Genomic DNA, 17,459 nt, shown 5'->3' on the forward strand with positions numbered 1-17,459 from the left:
ATGCGTCATGCTTGCGAGTCTCAGTCTCGTCCTGCTCTGCCAATTGATTGGCGAGGCCGTCGCCCGCGGTCTCGGCCTGCCGCTGCCGGGACCTGTCCTCGGCCTGCTCTTGCTCCTGATCTTGCTGCTCGCCCGCGACCGGTTTTCGCTGCTCGCGCGCGGACCGCTGCGAAACGATGCGGTGGAGACCGCTAGCAAGGGCCTGCTGGCCCACCTGTCGCTCCTGTTCGTGCCCGCCGGGGTCGGCGTGGTGCAGAAGCTCGATCTGCTCGCATCCCACGGCATCGCGATCATCCTGGTGCTCGCGCTCTCGGTGGTCGTCACGCTGCTTGCGACGGTGCTGACGTTTCGCCTGGTCAGTCGCCTGCTGCGGCAGCAGGACGCGCGATGACGGACAATCCGTTCTCGCTCTGGGTCTATCTTTCGCAATCGCCGCTGCTCTGGCTGACGGTGACGCTCCTGGTCTATGCGACCACGGACGCGGTGTCGCTGGCGACGCAGCGGCATCCGCTCGCCAATCCGGTGCTGCATGCAATGTGGATCATCGGCGCGTTCCTGCTCGCGACCGGGACGTCCTACACCACCTATTTCGCCGGCGCGCAGTTCGTGCACTTCCTGCTCGGGCCCGCCACCGTGGCGCTTGCCGTGCCGCTCTATGAGAACCGCAGGCGCGTCGTCTCCTCCATCGTGCCGATGCTGGTGGCGCTGGTCGCGGGCTCCGCCACGGCGGTGGTGTCGGTCGTGCTGCTGGCTGAACTCGCCGGGCTGCCGCGCGAGGTGGTGCTGTCGCTTGCGCCGAAATCGGTCACGGCCGGGGTCGCCATGGGCATCAGCGAATCCCTGCACGCCGATCCCTCGCTGACTGCGGTCTCGGTCATCCTCACCGGCATCATGGGAGCAATCATCGTGACGCCGCTGATGAACTGCACCGGCATCACCGATTTCCGCGCCCGCGGCTTTTCCGCCGGCCTTGCCGCCCACGGCATCGGCACGGCCCGCGCCTTCCAGGTCGACGAGATCGCCGGCGTATTCTCCGGCATCGCCATGAGCCTGAACGCCTTGGTCACCTCGTTCCTGGTGCCGATTGCGGTGACGCTGCTGGTGCGATGACATCGCGGCCGCGACACTCTATATGATCGTAACAATTCCCGGTCCTGAGCCGTATTGGTGGCGATGGGACCGAAACGGGACAAGATATGACTGGATTCAGGAATAGAGGTTTTGGCCCGACGCGGCGCGCGGCGCTGACCCTGATTGGGGCCGGCGCACTGGGGGCCGGTGGGATGTCCTTCGCGCGCGCGGCCACCGAGGATGACAACGTCCTGACCGAAACCAGGGTGCTGCGCGATCCCGACGTTCCCGTCGCGGGCAACCCCGCCGGCAATATCAGTATCGTCGAATGGTCCGACTACAACTGCCCGTATTGCCGCAAGCTCGAGCCCGAGCTGCGCCAGGTCATCCAGGACGACGGCAAGGTGCGGCTGGTGATAAAGGACTGGCCGATCCTCGGTCCGGTGTCGGTCACGGCGGCGCGGATCGCGCTCGCGGCAAAATTCCAGGACAAGTACCATCAGGCCCATGATGCCATGATGGCCGTGAGCTCGCGCTTGACCGAGCCGCGCATTAACGAGCTGCTTGCGGCCGCGGGCGTCGACATGGACCGCCTCAAGAATGATCTCAACGCGCGCGCCAAGGACATCGATGCCGTCCTCAAGCGCAACAACGAGCAGGCCGAAGCCTTCGGCTTCCGCGGCACCCCGTCCTTCATCGTTGGCAAGTATCGCGTGCCCGGCGTGCTCAGCATGGCCGAATTCGAGCAAGTCATCGCCGACGCCCGCAAGGCCAAGATGAACTGACGCACGAGAAGCATTGAGCGCAGCCAACACAAAGACGCCACCGCGGATCGCGACGGCGCTTTGTTCATTGCATTGCCGGGCAGATTACTTCGACGAAATCCGGACCCAGTCCTTGTGGGCGCGATCGCGCAATGCGTCCCAATCGGCCTTCGCCACATCCCAGTTCACGATGGTGCGATTGGCGGTGGCAACCTCGCCATTGGCAACCGAGGACGTCTGCATGGAGTCATAGACGTAGACGCCGCAGCCGAGCAGCAGCGCGCCCAAAATCATTCCGAAAAAAGTCTGCATGACGAACCTCCCGGTGACGGGCGGATAACGTCGGCCGCGGACGACAGTTCCGTTGGTCGTGGGCGCAAGGGATAGCTGTAACCTAGTCGCGCGAGGCAAATTTAGACCGGATCGGTCCTGTGATCATGGATTAGGCGGGACAGATTCGCTATATTCAGACCGATGACAGTCAACGCCTCCAAACGCCTGATCGACGAACTCGGCCGGAAATATCTGTGGTGGCAGCCCAACGATCGGCAGCCTTTCACCGAGGATCGCGTCATTGCCCAGATCATGAATCTCGCAACCTATGACGACACCCTCCAACTGGAAGCAACGATAGGGGCGGTGCGCCTGGCGCAAGTCATGCTTCAGGCCGAGCCAGGCTGGTTCAGCGATCGCTCCTGGGAGTTTTGGCGGGGGCGTCTGTCATTCGCTATCGGTGTCGCAATCCCTGAAACGGCGCCGCGAAGGGCTTTCGATGCAGCGACGCCTTGAGCCAAAACTCTCGATCCTGCCTGCCGCTCAGCGCGAAATCTGGCCGTGCCTCGCTCCCTCGGCCGACCTGCAATTTGTCCTGTACGGCGGAACAGCCGTCGCGCTTCGACTTGGACATCGAGAGTCGCTCGATTTCGACTTCTTTTGCTCCGCTCCGCTGGATAAGGACGAAGTCCGAGCGCAATTCGGCTTCGTCAAAGGCGCTGCGATCCTTCAAGATGCACCGAATACGTTGGTCGTTTCGGCCAGGATGCCGTCAGGCCCGGTGAAGGTTTCTTTCTTTGGACGCATTGGGTTTGGTCGTGTCGATGACCCGATGCAGACTGCCGATGGAACGATGTTCGTAGCGTCGCTCGAAGATTTGCTGGCAACCAAGCTCAAGGCAACGCTCGACCGTGCCGAGGCCAAGGACTATCGCGATATCGCCGAGATGATCTCCGCCGGTGGCTCGTTGCCACGGGGGCTGGCGGCGTTTAAAGGAATGTTCGGTGGGGAGCCTGCGCAGGTGCTGCGTGCGCTCGGCTTCTTCGAGGATGGCGATCTTCGCAGTCTCAGCGCGATCGATCGTCAGATCCTGCGGCAGGCCCGAGATCGCGTGAGCGCGTTGCCTGATGTGGCTCTCAAGCAGGGCCTGTTATGATGCCGCCAAGCCACCATTCAGCCATTGCAGCAGCTCCGCGTTGATTTCGCGCGGATAGGTGTGGCTGAGATCGTCGATTTCGCGATAGGTGACCTCGGCGCCGGCGGCCGAGAGCGTTGCCTGGGTCTGGCGCGCGGTCTGGACCGGAAACATCCAGTCGAGCTTGCCGTGGGTGATGAAGGTCGGCAGGCCCTGCAGGCGCCTGGCGTCGGCCATTTCCGCCATCAGCGGATGAAAGGTCGCCGACACCGGCGCAAGATGCGTGAATGGCGACGCGCCGTCGAGGCCGCTGACATAGCTGAAGGTGCCGCCGTCGCTCATGCCGGTCAGCAGCATGCGCGAAGTATCGATGGTCCAGCTGCTGCACACCGTTTCCAGGATCCGCATGAGATTGGGCGTGTCGCTGTCGTCGCCCATCAGTGCCCAGGTCTGGCCGGTCGCAGTTGGTGCCACCAGGATTGCGCCTGAACTGCGAGCGTCGCGTAGCCAGCTCCACAGAAAGCCGCGGCCGTTGCCACTGCCGCCATGCAGCGCCATCACCAAAGGCCAGCCGCGATCGGGCCTGTAATATTCGGGCACGTAAACCGAGAAGCCGCCGCGGCTGCCGGGCTCGTTGTGATCGTGGAAGATACCCGTGTGTTCGCTTGCACCCGTCTCCAGCCGCGCCAGCAAGCCTTCATTGCCGCGATTGGCGGCGTTGAGAAAGAAGTTGCTCACCGGCGGAAACTGGGTCGACAGCGGATACAGCGCTTCCTGCGCGCGGGGCACCTGGCGCAGCGCACGGAAGACCGCGACCAAGTCGCCATTGCCACGCTCGACCGCGCGGATGCCGGCAAAGGCGGCGAGTGTTTCGTTGCAGGCGCCATCGAGCCGGTTGCGCAACACGGCAAACTGCTCCGGCCAGTCCCCGATCGCCCCGCGTGCCGCTTGCAGCGCCTCGTCCGGCGCGCCGATCGCGTTGATCACGGAAGCGAACGCCGGAGGATGCAGGTGCCGGGCGAAGAAGCCGAGCGCTTCCAGCGCATTGAGCAATGGCGGCAGCACGGCCACGATGTCATCGACCACGGCCTCGGTCATTGCCGCTTCCTCTGCTTGGAGTCAGTGCAGCTTCGGCGCCTTCAACAGCTTGAAGCGGTCGGTCGACGTCACAGTGACATTGAAGGTGACGCCCTCATGATACACGGTGAGCGGCACGTCGACGCCGGCGGGGCCGAGCCCCCACATCTTCTTGTAAAAAGCCGTCTGGCTCGTGACTTTCTCGCCGTCCACCGCCAGGATGACGTCGTCGGTCTTGAGCTCGGCCCGGGCGGCGGGGCCGTTCGCGGAGGTCCCGATCACCACCACGCGATTGTCGATCTCGGTCGAATACAGTCCGAGCCAAGGTCGCGCCGGCTTGTTGACGCGGCCGAACCTGCGCAGATCCTCGAGGATCGGCTTCAACAGGTCGATCGGTACGATCATGTTGACGTGCTCGGCCTTGCCGCCGCGCTCACGTTCGAGCTGGAGCGACCCGATGCCGATCAGCTCGCCGCGCGCGTTGATCAATCCGGTGCCGCCCCAATTCGGATGGGCTGGGTGGGTGAACAAGGCCTCGTCGAGCAGATATTCCCAGGTGCCGGCGAACTCCTGCTTGGCTACGATCTGGCTGGCGACCGATCGCGTCCGCCCGCCGGCCCCGCCGAGCACGACGCGATCGCCGATTTGGATCTCCGCCGACGAGCCGAGCGGCAACGGCTCGATGTCGAGGCGGCCGAGCGCCTGCACCAGGCCGAAGCCGGTGACGGAATCGAAGCCCAGCACATGCCCCTCAACTACGCGCCCCTCGCCGAGATGCAGCCATACTGATTCCGCCTCGGTGATGAGATAGCCGATGGTGAGCACCAAGCCGTCATCGATCACGACGCCGTTGCCGGCGCGTTCGGTGCCCAGCGTCTCGGCACTGAAGGCGTCCGGCGGGATGATGGCGTGCAGGCCGACCACGGAGGCGAGCGCACGGTCGAGATCGAAGCCGTAGTCGCCCGCACGCGGCTGATTGGCCGGCGGCACTCTCCATTCGGTCAGGGCGGGCATGAGTTCTCCTGGACAATAACGCTGGTTCGGGCGCGGCCGCGAAACAGCACCAATCTATGCCGCGAAAGGCCAATTTTAAAGACTTGATCAATGGCAGTGTGGCCGCATGCAGCGGAGTTTCTGAGCGGCAGCACCCGCTACAAGCCGGTCACGGGCAGGCGTCGCGTCATCATCCGGGACGCGCGGACGACCAGCTGGAGGCTTTCGTCGATAGCGGTGAGTTCCATCTTCCCTTGCATCGAAAATCATTCTACGTGCCGGCCATGCCGCTCGCGAGCATGACGAAGCCAAATCCAGAACTGAATGTGCCCGGAACGCTGGGGCAGCTTCGGCGCCTGCATGCGGCCGTGCGGTTTGCCCTGCCGCAGCGGCATGCGATCATGCTGATCATCGCGCTGGTACTCACGGTCGCCTGCATCAATGCCTTTGAGCCGCTGGTGCTCAAATGGGTGTTCGACCAGCTCACTGATCTGCAAATGCCGGGCGTGATCCTCACGGGTATCCTGCTCCTGCTTGCCTTCGCCGTCGGCCGAGAAGCCATGGATGGCATTGCCAATTGGCTGACGTGGCGCACGCGGATCGGTTTGCAATATGCGCTGCTGGAGGCAACCATCGGCAAGCTGCACCGCATGCCACTCCGGATCCAGCGCAGTGAAGGCATCGGCGCGATCATGACCCGACTCGACCGCAGCATTCAGGGCTTTACTTCGGCCGTCACGCTGATCCTGTTCAGTGTCCTGCCCGCGCTGATCTTTCTCGTGATTGCCATCGTTATCATGCTGCGGCTGGAATGGCGCCTCGCGCTGGTCGTGCTCGTCTTCGCGCCGCTGCCGGCCTTCATCGCCGCCTTTGCCGGGGCCGAGCAAGTCCAGCGCGAGCGAACCTTGCTGGATCGCTGGGCCAAGATCTATTCCCGATTCAACGAAGTCCTTTCGGGCATCATCATCGTACGCAGTTTTGCCATGGAAGACGTGGAGAAGTCGCGCTTCCTGCGTGACGTCGCCGCCGCCAACAAGGTTGTGATTCAGGGCGTTGCAGTCGACGCCGGCTATGCTTCGGCAAGCAATCTCGTGGTGGCACTCGCGCGGCTCGGCGGTTTGGGGCTCGGCGCCTATTTCGTGGTGCAGGGCGAGATCACGGTCGGCACCGTGGTGGCGTTCCTCGGCTATATCGGCGGATTGTTCGGCCCTGTGCAGGGCTTGAGCGGCGTCTATTCGAGTTTGCGCAAGGCCTCGGTCTCGCTCGACGAGATATTCGGCATTCTCAACGTCCATGAGCATCTCGGCGATAGCCCGGGCGCCATCGACCTTGCCGAGGTCAAGGGCGAAGTCAGCTTCGACAACGTGCATTTCCGGTATGAGCAGCCGCAGCGGCCGCTGCTCGACGGCCTGACGCTGCATGCCTCGCCCGGAGAGACGATCGCCATCGTCGGGCCCAGCGGCTCCGGCAAGACGACGCTGATGGCCCTGTTGATGCGCTTCTACGATCCTCTGGAGGGCAGGATCACGATCGATGGCCAAGACTTGCGCCAGGTCAAGCAAAGCTCGCTGCGCCGGCAGATCGGCGTCGTGCTGCAGGACCCGCTGCTGTTCAACGACAGCCTCAAGGCCAACATTGCCTATGGCCGGCCCGACGCGACCGATACCGAGATCGAAGCCGCGGCAAAGACTGCTCACGCGCATGATTTCATCATGCGCCTGCCGGAAGGTTACGAGACGCGCGTCGGCGAGCGCGGCGGTCTGCTCTCGGTGGGGGAACGCCAGCGGATCACGATCGCGCGTGCACTCCTGAAGAATCCTCCGATCCTGATCCTGGATGAGGCAACCTCGGCGCTCGACGCAGAATCCGAAGAGGCGGTGCAGACCGCGATCGAGCAACTCGTGGCCGCACGCACCACCTTCGTGATTGCTCACCGGCTGTCGACGGTCGTCAACGCCGACCGCATCATTGTGCTGAAGGAGGGCCGCATCGCCGAAAGCGGAACTCATGGCGAATTGATGCGGCAGAACGCCTATTACGCCTCGCTGGTCCGCCGGCAGCACCGCGGGCTTATCGACAATGATGTTGACCCTTCGGCCGTAACGGCGCGCGACTAGCCCAGCCGGGCGCCACTTCCCTCCAGGAACTTACACGCTTATCGTACGTTGCAGCGCTCGTGGCTCCATTCAGGCAAGGGGGGTCCGTGGTCAACGTCGGTAGTGTGCGAAGGCCGGTGACGGCAAAGGCTCCGTCACGGTTGCGACGGTTTTGTCGGAGTGCGGGGGGATACTGGGTCGGCCGCGGCTCTGGCATTGCCTGGCTCGTCACGGTCAGCATGACGGCCGTGGTGCTGGTCAGCCTCGGCATCACCTACAGCCTGAATCTGTGGAACCGGCATTTTTATGACGCGCTCGGCGCAAAGGATGCCGCGGTCGCATTGCACCAGGCGCTCATCTTTCCTCTCCTGGTCGGACTCTATCTCGCCCTTTGCGTCTTCGCGATGTGGGTGCGGATGACCATGCAGCGCACCTGGCGCGCATGGCTGAATGCGCATCTCGTGCAACGCTGGCTCGCCCACGGCCGCTTCTACAAGCTTGAACTGACAGGGGGGATCACAAGAACCCGGAGCATCGCATCAACGATGATCTGCGTGTTGCCACCGAGATGCCGGTCGACTTCGTCTCCGGCTTTGTCACCTCGGTGTTGTCGGCCGCGACGTTCATCGTGGTGCTCTGGAATGTCGGCGGCGCGCTCCGGCTCGAGGTCCAGGGCCATGCTGTCTTCATTCCCGGTTTTCTCGTCATCGCGGCGGTGCTGTATGCATGCATCGTGAACGGCTCGATGCTGGCGGTGGCGTTTCGGTTCATTCCGCTCACCGAACAGAAGAACCAGGCCGAGGCCGAATACCGCTACGCCCTGACCCGCGTGCGCGAGAATGCCGAGAGTATCGCACTTCTAGGCGGCGCCACGGCCGAGGCCGGGCGGCTCGACCAGGGCTTTGGCACTGTGGTCGCGCGCTGGCGCGATCTGATGGTGCAGCACATGCGCGCTGTGATCGTGCAGCAGGGCAGTGCCCAGCTTTGCGGCGTGGTACCGGTGCTGTTGTGCACGCCGCGTTATTTCGACGGCAGCATGTCGCTGGGCGCCATCATGCAGGTCGCGTCCGCCTTCACCATCGTCCAGCATGCGCTGAGCTGGTTCATGGAGAACTACACCCGGCTTGCCGACTGGACCGCTTCGGCGCGACGCGTCGGCGCGCTGATGCTTGCGATCGACGAGCTTGAAGACGCGGAGAGCGGCCGAGTCGCGCACATCGAGCGCCGCGAGGGCAGCAGGGCGGCCGTCGAGCTGAACGACCTCGTGGTGGCGCTCGACAATGGCGCGCCGATCGTGCGCGGCGCCACCGTCAGGATCGATGCTGGCGATCGCGTGCTGATCGCAGGAGAATCCGGCAGCGGCAAGAGTTCGCTGGTTCGCGCGATTGCCGGCTGCTGGCCTTGGGGCAAGGGCAGCGTGACGCTCGCCCGCGGTCAGCGTGTCCAAGTGGTACCGCAGCGGCCTTACGTGCCGTTCGGTACGCTGCGCGGCGCCGTTACCTATCCGCTGCCGGAAGCAAGCATTGACCGCGCAGCCGTATCGAGGGCGCTCGCCCTGGCGGGGCTGGGGCAGTTCGAGAGCCGGCTCGATCAAGCCGCGGCTTGGGACCGCACCTTGTCCGAAGGCGAGAAGCAGCGCGTTTCGATCGCGCGATTGTTGTTGCATCGTCCCGATATCATTGCGTTGGATGAGGCTACCTCGGCGCTTCATGTGCAGGGGCAGGCCGAAATGATGGCGGTGATCGCGCGCGAGCTGCCGCAAGCCACCATCATCAGCGTCGGTCATCGTCCCGAGCTCGAGGCCTATCACGATCGCAAGCTGACGATCGCACGGCGGATCGATGGGGCGGTGGTTTCGGCCGACCAGCCGATCCGGCGTGGTCTCGAGGCCGCGGAGTAGATCGCGGCGTCGTCTCCGGAACACGATTGCATGGCTGATCTCCCGGCCGACGCTGGTCGGGTCGCAATGAAGCTGCTAACCATTGCCGCTTCGTTTGACCCAATCACGGACCGAAGCAATGGATAACCGCAGCGACATCTGGCGTGGTATCGACACCATCAAGGCGCGTTTCATCGACCTGAGCGACAGGGTCTGGGGCATGCCCGAAGTGTGCTACACCGAGGCGCGGTCCGCGGCCGAGCATCTCGCCGAATTGCGTCACCAGGGTTTCCGCATCACCGAGAACCTCGCCGGTATTCCGACCGCCGTGATGGGTGAGTGGGGCGAGGGCGGGCCGGTGATCGCCTTCATGGGTGAATATGATGCGCTGCCGGGGCTGAGCCAGGAGGCTGGCATCGCCGAGCACCGTCCAGTCGAGACCGGCGGGCATGGCCATGGCTGCGGTCACAATCTGCTCGGCTCGGCCGCGCTGCTTGCCGCGACCGCGGTCAAGGACTGGCTTGCCGAGAACAAGGTGCCGGGCCGGGTGCGCTATTACGGCTGCCCTGCTGAAGAAGGCGGCGCGGCAAAAGCCTTCATGGTGCGTTCCGGCGCATTCGAAGACGCCGATATCGCCATCACCTGGCATCCGCACAGCTTCTGGGAAGTGGCGGTAACGCCGTCGCTCGCCAATACCCGGGCCGACTTCATCTTCACCGGCCGCACGTCGCACGCGGCGGCATCGCCGCATCTCGGCCGCTCCGCCCTCGACGCGGTGGAATTGATGAATGTCGGCGTCAACTACATGCGCGAGCACATGCCGAGCGATGCGCGCGTGCATTACGCATTGCTCGATACCGGCGGCATCGCACCGAACGTGGTGCAGGCCCATGCGCGGGTGCGCTACTCCATTCGCGCCCGTGATCTGCCCGGCATGAACGAGCTGGTCGGGCGCGTGAGCAAGATCGCAGAGGGCGCGGCGCTGATGACCGAGACCAAGGTCGAGATGAAGATCATCTCCGCGGTCTCCAACATCCTGCCCAACACGCCGCTCGAGCAGGCGCTGCACCGGGTCATGGAAGAACTCGGACCGCCGCATTTCGACGATGCGGACAACAGCTTCGCGAGCCAGATCCGGGCCACGCTGAGCGACAAGGACATCTCGTCCATCTACTACGCCATCGGCATGGAACCGACCGATCGACCGCTCGCCGACTTCCTGGTGCCGCTGGATGCCAAGCGCAACCCGCTGGTCGGCTCGACGGATGTGGGGGACGTGAGCTGGGTGGTGCCGACCGTCCAGGTCCACGCACCGACGGTTGCAATCGGCACGCCTTTCCACACCTGGCAGGTGGTGGCGCAGGGCAAGAGCGCACATGCTCATAAGGCGATGGTGCAGGCAGCCAAGGCCATGGCCGGCCTCGGCATCAAGGCGTTGAGGGAGCCGGAGCTGATCAAGGCTGCGAAGGCGGATCTGACGAAGCGGACGGCCAGGACGCCTTACGTCTGCCCGCTGCCGGATCATGTCGCGCCGCCGCTCGACATGTCCTTGGTGTAGAATTTCGTCTCGATACTTCGTCTGATCCGGCGAACAAATTTTCCGCATTGCAATGCGGAATCCGGCGCGTTTTGACGCCGGAATGCCGAAGGCTTGGGCTGCGGAACGCAGTTTTGCCCAACCGACAGCCAGAAGACCGTTTGCATACATACGGTCGCAGTTGACGTCTGCCCTATTCAGTGTGCCATCTACCGCCAGCCAAACTCGGCGGCCGCATCTCGCGGCCGCTCGCATCCATCCGGGAACCAGACGGGGACCACCATGCTGGATAAAGAACTGCGTTCGATGATCGGTGACGTGAAGGACGGGCGGATGGATCGCCGCGCCTTCATCCAACGCCTTGCCGCCGTGGGTCTCACCGCGCCGTTGGCGAACCAGATCCTGGCGCTTGGCGGTGTTGCGATGGCGCAGAGCCCCGTCCCGTATCCTCCGACCAAGCGCGGCGGCGGCGGCCCGCTGAAGCTGTTGTGGTGGCAAGGGCCGACCTTGCTCAATCCGCATTTCGCCACCGGTACCAAGGATCAGGACGGCTCGCGCCTGTTCTATGAACCGCTGGCGAGCTGGGATGCAGACGGCAATCTCAATCCGATCCTTGCGGCGGAAATTCCCTCGGTTGCGAATGGCGGCCTAGCGGCCGACGCCAAATCTGTGACCTGGAAGATCAAGCCCGGCGTCAAATGGCATGACGGCAAACCCCTGACGGCCGACGATTTCGTGTTTACCTGGGCCTATGCCAGCGATCCCGCAACTGCGGCCGTCTCGATCAGCACCTATGCCGACATGACGGTCGAGAAGGTGGACGACCTCACCATCCGTATCCTGTTCAAGAGCCCGACGCCTTTCTGGGCCAATGCGTTCGTCGGCGCCTACGGATGTGTTATTCCCAAGCATCTGTTTGCCGAGTTCAAGGGATCGAAATCCCGCGAAGCTGCGACCAATCTCGCCCCCGTGGGCACCGGCCCCTACAAATTCGTCGAGTTCAAGCCGGGCGATCTCGTTCGCGGCGCGCTCAATCCCGACTACCACATGCCCAACCGCCCGTATTTCGACACCATCGATATGAAGGGCGGCGGCGATGCCGTCTCGGCGGCACGGGCGGTGATCCAGACCGGTGAGTTTGATTTTGCCTGGAACATGCAGGTCGAAGACGACGTGCTGTTGCGTCTCGAGAAGGGCGGCAAAGGCAAGACCGTTTACGCCGTGGGCGGCGACATCGAGTTTATCGCTATCAACTTCACGGACCCGAACACCGAGGTCGATGGCGAGCGGTCCTCGATGAAGACCAAGCATCCGATCCTCTCAGATCCGAACGTTCGCAAGGCGCTGTCCCTGCTGGTCGACCGCGAGTCCGTCAAGAAGGCGATCTACGGTCGCGCCGGTCGCGCGACGGCCAACTACCTCAACGGTCCCGAGAAGTTCGTGTCCAAGAACACCTCATGGGAGTTTAGCGTCGAGAAGGCGTCGAAGATGCTCGACGAGGCCGGGTGGAAAGTCGGCGCGGACGGCGTCCGCGAGAAGGACGGAAAGAAGCTGAAGCTCCTATACCAGACCTCGACCAACGGTCCGCGCCAGAAGACCCAGGCGATCGTCAAGCAGGCCTGCCAGAAGGCCGGCATCGAGGTGGAGCTGAAATCGGTTGTCGCCTCGGTGTTCTTCTCTTCCGACGTTGCCAACCCCGACACCTACCCCAAGTTCTACGCGGACATCGAGGAATTCCAGATCCCGATGACCCAGCCGGACCCGGCTCTGCACATGCGCCGCTACATCTCCGCCAACGTGGCCACCAAGGAGAACAAGTGGCAAGGCCAGAATTTCCCGCGCTATGTCAGCAAAGATTATGATGAGGCCATTGCTGCGGCCGAAACCGAAACCGATCCGGTCAAACGCGCCGCGCTCTACATCAAGTGCAACGACCTGTTGTGGCAGGACACGGTGTTCATTCCGGTGATGCATCGCCTGAAGGTGGAAGCCGCGTCCAACTCCCTGCGGCCGGCGATCAGTGGCTGGGCGAACGAGACGGACAACATCCAGGACTGGTACCGGGAGGCGTGATCGCAGGCCTAGACGGGAATCTTCCCTGATGAGTCAATATGTCCTGCGTCGGCTTCTGGTCGCCATTCCGAGCCTGCTGGCGATTTCGCTGGTGCTGTTCGTGGTGCTGGCGCTTGCCCCCGGCGATCCGTTCTCGGAGCTGGCGACCAATCCGAATGTGCCGCCCGAAGTGCAGGCGGCGCTTCGGGCCAGGTTCGGCCTCGACGATCCGATCTACCTTCGGTACCTGCACTGGCTCAACGCCATGCTGCACGGCGACTGGGGTTTCTCCTTTGTCAGCCGGATGAACGTCGACACGCTGATCCTGCAGCGCCTGCCGGCGACGCTCTACGTGATCGGCTCCGCGCAAATCCTGGCGCTGCTGATCGCGATTCCCGTCGGCGCCTATGCTGCGACGAAGCCCTATTCGCTGTTCGACCAGATCGCAAACACGCTCGCCTTCATCGGCTTCTCGCTGCCGACCTTCTTCACCGGCCTCCTGTTCATCCTGATCTTCTCGGTGACGCTGGACTGGCTGCCGTTCGTCTATTCGACCGACATCAAGGCCACCGGCATCCGCTGGGTGCTGGAGATGATCCGGCAGGCGATCATGCCGGTGGCGGTGCTCGGACTATTCCAGGCCGCATCGATGACGCGCTTCGTGCGTTCGGCGATGCTGGACGTGATCCGGCTCGATTACGTCACCACGGCGCGCGCCAAGGGCCTCGGCCAGCGCCGCGTGATCATCAAGCACGTGATGCGCAACGCCATGATCCCGGTCGTCACCCTCATCGCGCTGCAAATGCCTGCGGTGTTCGGCGGCGCCATCATCACCGAGCAGATCTTCCGCATCCCCGGCATCGGTTCGCTGCTGATTTCCTCCATCCTGTCCAACGACACGCCGGTGGTGATGTCCGTCACCTTCGTCTTCGCGTGCCTTGTGGTGCTTTTCAATCTCATTGCGGATGTGCTGTATGGCTGGCTTGACCCTCGCATCTCCCTCCGCTGAGCGGGGCGTCTACTCGCCCGGGCGCGAGATGTGGCGGCGCTTCAGCCGCCACAAGCTCGCCCTTGTCAGCGCCTTCCTGCTCCTCATTCTGATTTTGGCGGTGGTGATCGGCCCCTTCCTCTGGCGCGTCTCGATCAACGACATCGACGTCGTGGCGGGCCTGCAGGGGCCCTCGCTGGCGCATCCCTTCGGCACCGACGATCTCGGTCAGGATATTCTGGCGCGCATGATCTATGGCGGCCGCATCTCGCTTGCGGTCGGGCTCGCCGCGATGCTGGTCTCGGTGTTCATCGGCACGCTGATCGGGGCGCTGGCCGGCATGTCGCGCGGCGCGCTCGGGCACGGATTGATGTGGCTCACCGACCTCTTCCTGTCGCTGCCGCAGCTGCCGCTCTTGCTCCTGCTGATCTACCTGTTTCGCGATGGGCTGAAGGCCGCGTTCGGGCCCGAGGGCGGCATCTTCATCCTGATCGTGCTGGTAATCGGCGGGCTGCGCTGGATGCCGGTGGCGCGGCTCGTGCGCGCGCAGTTCCTGTCGATCCGCGAGAAGGAATTCGTCGAAGCCCGCGCGCGCTGGGCGCGAGCCCGGTGCGGCAGGTGGTGCGCCATATCCTGCCCAACGCGCTCGGTCCGGTGATCATCGCCGGCACTATCGATGTTGCCGCCGCGATCATCGCGGAATCGACGCTGTCGTTTCTGGGCCTCGGGTTTCCGCCGGATACCCCGACCTGGGGCCGGCTGCTGTTCGATGCCAAGGACTTCCTCGACATCGGTCCGCACTGGGCGCTGTTTCCGGGCGGCGCGATCTTCATCGCGGTGGTCGCCATCAATTTCATCGGCGACGGTCTGCGTGACGCGCTCGATGCGCGACGGGTGATCTGATGGCGCCGCTGCTCGAGATCAAGGGGCTGAAAACCCATTTCTCCACCGACGACGGCATCCTCCAGGCAGTCGACGGCGTCGACATCTCCATCAACCGCGGCGAGACGCTCTGCGTCGTCGGTGAGTCCGGCTGCGGCAAGACCGTCACCGCAATGTCGATCCTGAAGCTGATCGCGATGCCGCCCGGCCGCATCGCGGCGGGCGAGATCATCTTCGAGGGCCGCGATCTGGTCCCGTTGACGAGCAACCAGCTCGATGACATCCGGGCCAAGGAGATCGGCTTCATCTTCCAGGAGCCGATGACCTCGCTCAACCCGGTGCTCACCGTCGGTGAGCAGATCTCCGAGAGCCTGCGCCGGCACGAGAACGTCACCCGAAAGCAGGCGCTCGAGCGCACCATCGAGATGCTGAAGCTGGTGCAGATTCCCAATGCGGAAGGCCGCGTGCACAACTATCCGCATCAGTTCTCCGGCGGCATGCGCCAGCGCGTCATGATCGCGATGGCGCTCGCCTGCAAGCCCAAGCTGATCATCGCCGACGAGCCAACCACCGCACTCGACGTCACCATCCAGGCGCAGATCCTCGATCTGTTGCAGGACATGAAGGAACGCTTCGGCATGGCGGTGATGCTGATCACCCATGCCATGGGCGTCGTCGCCGAGACCGCGCAGCGCGTGGTGGTGATGTATGCCGGCAAGGTGGTGGAGGAGGCGGATGTCGACGACCTGTTCGCCCATCCCGGCCACCCCTATACCCAAGGCCTGATCCGCTCGATTCCGCGCATCGACCTCGCAGCCGAGCACAAGATCCGGCTCGAGGCGATCGGCGGCTCGGTGCCGATCCTGATCAATCCGCCGGTCGGCTGCCGCTTTGCGCCGCGCTGCCGCCACGCCATGAGCATCTGCACCGAGAAGGAGCCGCTGTTGCGCGAGATCGCGCCGGGCCATCGCATGGCCTGTCATCTGGGAGACGCGGCATGAGCGAACCTTTGCTGCGCGTCTCCAACCTGAAGAAGCATTTCCCCGTGCTCGGCGGCCTGATGTCGCGCCAGGTCGGCAGCGTCTATGCGGTCGACGGCGTGTCGTTCTCGGTCAATCGCGGCGAGACGCTCGGGCTTGTCGGCGAATCCGGCTGCGGCAAATCGACGACGGGCCGCTGCGTGCTGCGCCTGATCGAGCCGACCGACGGCGAGGTCACCTTCGACGGCCAGGACGTGCGCAAGCTCAGCGGCAACGATCTGCGCGCGATGCGGCGGAACATGCAACTGGTGTTCCAGGATCCGTTCGCCTCGCTCAATCCGCGCATGACGATCGGCTCCATCCTCGGCGAAGCCCTCATCATTCACAATCTCGCGTCCTCCGCCAAAACGCGCGAAGAGCGGGTCGCGAGCCTGCTCGTGAAAGTGGGCCTCAAGCCAGAGCACATGCGCCGCTACCCGCATGAATTCTCCGGCGGGCAGCGCCAGCGCATCGTGATCGCGCGCGCGCTTGCGGTCGAACCAAAACTGATCGTCTGCGACGAGCCGGTGTCGGCGCTCGACGTGTCGATCCAGGCGCAGGTCATCAACCTGCTGGAAGATCTCCAGGCCGAGTTGAATCTCACCTATCTCTTCGTTGCACATGACCTGTCGGTGGTCGAGCACATCTCGGACCGCGTTGCGGTGATGTATCTCGGTCGCATCGTCGAGCTAGCCAAGGCCAGCGACCTTTACCGCAATCCGCAGCATCCCTACACCAAGGCGCTGCTCTCCGCCGTGCCGGTGCCGGATCCCAAGCTCAAGCGTGCCCGCATCCGGCTCAAGGGCGATGTGCCGAGCCCGATGAAGCCGCCATCAGGCTGCCACTTCCACACCCGCTGCCCGATCGCCGAACCGCGCTGCGCGGAGAGCGCGCCGGAGCTGAGGGAAGGTGCTGGCGGGCACTTCGTGGCGTGCCATCTCGCCTGATGTCGAACCAGGCGGGACACGCGTTCATCTCTCTGAGCACAGGCCGTGCTCGGACAAGGCCTTGCTGAAAGCCTCTAGCGACGTGTGATGATACGCAAAGAGGCCAGCCTCGCGTGCGCCGGTGACGTTTTCCGCGAGGTCGTCGACGAACAGGACGGTCTGCGGCGCCACCTGTAGCTCCGACAGGCAGAGGCGATAGCAGTGTGGATCCGGCTTGGCCGTCTTGAACTGGGCCGAGGTGTAGATTCTGGAGCCGAACAGCGGCCGCAATTCCGGCAGCAGCGTGTCGATATGGTCGGTCACGAGCGTGGTGTTGTTGGTCAAGACCGCAATATCCACGGTATCGCGCAAGCGGCCGGTAATCTCCAGCATGGCGCGATCGGCCGTCATCGAACGGCGCCGCGCCTCCACCCATTCATCGAGGGACAGCGGATAACCGATGCGTTCGCCGAAGCCCCGCAAATAGTCCGCGGCATCGAGCGCGCCGGAATCGCCGAGAAGTTCGAACCCGGCTTCCCAGATCGCCTTGTGGACGAACTCGCTGGTGCAGCCCGCAAGCTCCGCCAGAAATGCGACGCGCTTTTCCCTGTCGTAGTCGCAGAGGACATTGTCCATGTCGAAGAGGACAAGCTTGATCCCGTCAGTCACCAGCACACTCTCGGCCTGGCCGAGACATCCGGCCGTGGGCACAGTCATATCCGGTCGGAACGCATTCCACAAACCTTGCTGCGAGGGGCGAACGTGTG

Annotated in this window: 16 protein-coding genes and 2 pseudogenes; 14 read left to right on the forward strand and 4 right to left on the reverse strand. The window is 63.8% G+C overall.

The annotated features are described in order from the left end of the window. The first annotated feature begins 7 nt into the window (after positions 1-7). From AB8Z38_RS26890 to AB8Z38_RS26900, 3 genes are all read left to right on the forward strand, one after another. Positions 8-391, forward strand: a complete 384-nt coding sequence (locus AB8Z38_RS26890; protein ID WP_369720742.1) for a CidA/LrgA family protein — start codon at positions 8-10, stop codon at positions 389-391. After that, the gene (locus AB8Z38_RS26895) at positions 388-1,110 is read left to right on the forward strand and encodes an LrgB family protein (protein WP_369720743.1); all 723 of its coding nucleotides are present in this window, start codon (positions 388-390) and stop codon (positions 1,108-1,110) included. The genes AB8Z38_RS26890 and AB8Z38_RS26895 overlap by 4 nt, the downstream gene beginning before the upstream one ends. 86 nt (positions 1,111-1,196) lie before the next feature. Next, positions 1,197-1,856: a DsbA family protein gene (locus tag AB8Z38_RS26900; protein ID WP_369720744.1), complete on the forward strand. Its 660-nt coding sequence runs from the start codon at positions 1,197-1,199 to the stop codon at positions 1,854-1,856. Positions 1,857-1,940: 84 nt separating this feature from the next. On the opposite strand, the gene AB8Z38_RS26905 is transcribed toward AB8Z38_RS26900, so the two are convergent. Then, positions 1,941-2,147, reverse strand: a complete 207-nt coding sequence (locus AB8Z38_RS26905; RefSeq protein WP_148751656.1) for a hypothetical protein — start codon at positions 2,145-2,147, stop codon at positions 1,941-1,943. 162 nt (positions 2,148-2,309) lie between these two features. Between AB8Z38_RS26905 and AB8Z38_RS26910 the strand changes: the two genes are divergently transcribed. Both AB8Z38_RS26910 and AB8Z38_RS26915 read left to right on the forward strand, forming a co-directional pair. Continuing rightward, complete coding sequence (locus AB8Z38_RS26910) at positions 2,310-2,624, forward strand: hypothetical protein (protein ID WP_369720745.1); 315 nt, start codon at positions 2,310-2,312, stop codon at positions 2,622-2,624. Continuing rightward, complete coding sequence (locus tag AB8Z38_RS26915; protein WP_369720746.1) at positions 2,608-3,264, forward strand: nucleotidyl transferase AbiEii/AbiGii toxin family protein; 657 nt, start codon at positions 2,608-2,610, stop codon at positions 3,262-3,264. Before AB8Z38_RS26910 ends, AB8Z38_RS26915 begins: the two co-directional genes overlap by 17 nt. On the opposite strand, the gene AB8Z38_RS26920 is transcribed toward AB8Z38_RS26915, so the two are convergent. Together AB8Z38_RS26920 and AB8Z38_RS26925 are read right to left on the reverse strand one after the other, a co-directional pair. Further along, complete coding sequence (locus AB8Z38_RS26920; protein ID WP_369720747.1) at positions 3,259-4,341, reverse strand: phospholipase; 1,083 nt, start codon at positions 4,339-4,341, stop codon at positions 3,259-3,261. The two genes, AB8Z38_RS26915 and AB8Z38_RS26920, sit on opposite strands and share 6 nt — an antisense overlap. 21 nt (positions 4,342-4,362) lie before the next feature. After that, complete coding sequence (locus AB8Z38_RS26925; protein ID WP_369720748.1) at positions 4,363-5,334, reverse strand: S1C family serine protease; 972 nt, start codon at positions 5,332-5,334, stop codon at positions 4,363-4,365. Between the two features lie 233 nt (positions 5,335-5,567). Here AB8Z38_RS26925 and AB8Z38_RS26930 point away from each other — a divergent pair, with 233 nt between their 5' ends. The 9 genes and pseudogenes from AB8Z38_RS26930 to AB8Z38_RS26970 all read left to right on the forward strand — a co-directional run bounded on the left by AB8Z38_RS26930 (position 5,568) and on the right by AB8Z38_RS26970 (position 16,713). Further along, positions 5,568-7,430 (forward strand): ABC transporter ATP-binding protein, encoded by a 1,863-nt coding sequence (locus AB8Z38_RS26930; RefSeq protein ID WP_369720749.1) that lies wholly within the window; start codon positions 5,568-5,570, stop codon positions 7,428-7,430. Positions 7,431-7,648: 218 nt separating this feature from the next. Beyond that, positions 7,649-7,861: pseudogene (locus AB8Z38_RS26935) on the forward strand (ABC transporter ATP-binding protein/permease); the annotation flags it as partial. 116 nt (positions 7,862-7,977) lie between these two features. Next, positions 7,978-9,309 (forward strand): ABC transporter ATP-binding protein/permease, encoded by a 1,332-nt coding sequence (locus AB8Z38_RS26940; protein ID WP_369720750.1) that lies wholly within the window; start codon positions 7,978-7,980, stop codon positions 9,307-9,309. 118 nt (positions 9,310-9,427) lie between these two features. Continuing rightward, entirely contained in the window at positions 9,428-10,846 is a 1,419-nt protein-coding gene (locus AB8Z38_RS26945) for a M20 family metallopeptidase (protein WP_369720751.1), read from the forward strand. A gap of 261 nt (positions 10,847-11,107) precedes the next feature. Further along, complete coding sequence (locus AB8Z38_RS26950) at positions 11,108-12,898, forward strand: peptide ABC transporter substrate-binding protein (RefSeq protein WP_369720752.1); 1,791 nt, start codon at positions 11,108-11,110, stop codon at positions 12,896-12,898. Between the two features lie 28 nt (positions 12,899-12,926). Beyond that, on the forward strand, positions 12,927-13,886 hold the full coding sequence (locus AB8Z38_RS26955) for an ABC transporter permease (protein ID WP_369720753.1): 960 nt from the start codon (positions 12,927-12,929) through the stop codon (positions 13,884-13,886). Further along, positions 13,852-14,768 (forward strand): annotated as a pseudogene (locus AB8Z38_RS26960) (ABC transporter permease). Before AB8Z38_RS26955 ends, AB8Z38_RS26960 begins: the two are co-directional and overlap by 35 nt. Continuing rightward, positions 14,768-15,748: an ABC transporter ATP-binding protein gene (locus AB8Z38_RS26965; RefSeq protein ID WP_369720754.1), complete on the forward strand. Its 981-nt coding sequence runs from the start codon at positions 14,768-14,770 to the stop codon at positions 15,746-15,748. Before AB8Z38_RS26960 ends, AB8Z38_RS26965 begins: the two are co-directional and overlap by 1 nt. Beyond that, positions 15,745-16,713: an ABC transporter ATP-binding protein gene (locus AB8Z38_RS26970; RefSeq protein ID WP_369720755.1), complete on the forward strand. Its 969-nt coding sequence runs from the start codon at positions 15,745-15,747 to the stop codon at positions 16,711-16,713. Before AB8Z38_RS26965 ends, AB8Z38_RS26970 begins: the two co-directional genes overlap by 4 nt. Before the next feature lie 24 nt (positions 16,714-16,737). Here AB8Z38_RS26970 and AB8Z38_RS26975 read toward each other — a convergent pair whose 3' ends face one another. Beyond that, positions 16,738-17,403, reverse strand: coding sequence for an HAD family hydrolase (locus tag AB8Z38_RS26975; RefSeq protein WP_369720756.1), 666 nt, complete (start codon positions 17,401-17,403; stop codon positions 16,738-16,740). Positions 17,404-17,459 lie beyond the last annotated feature (56 nt).

Source organism: Bradyrhizobium sp. LLZ17 (genome assembly GCF_041200145.1).
Lineage (GTDB): Bacteria > Pseudomonadota > Alphaproteobacteria > Rhizobiales > Xanthobacteraceae > Bradyrhizobium.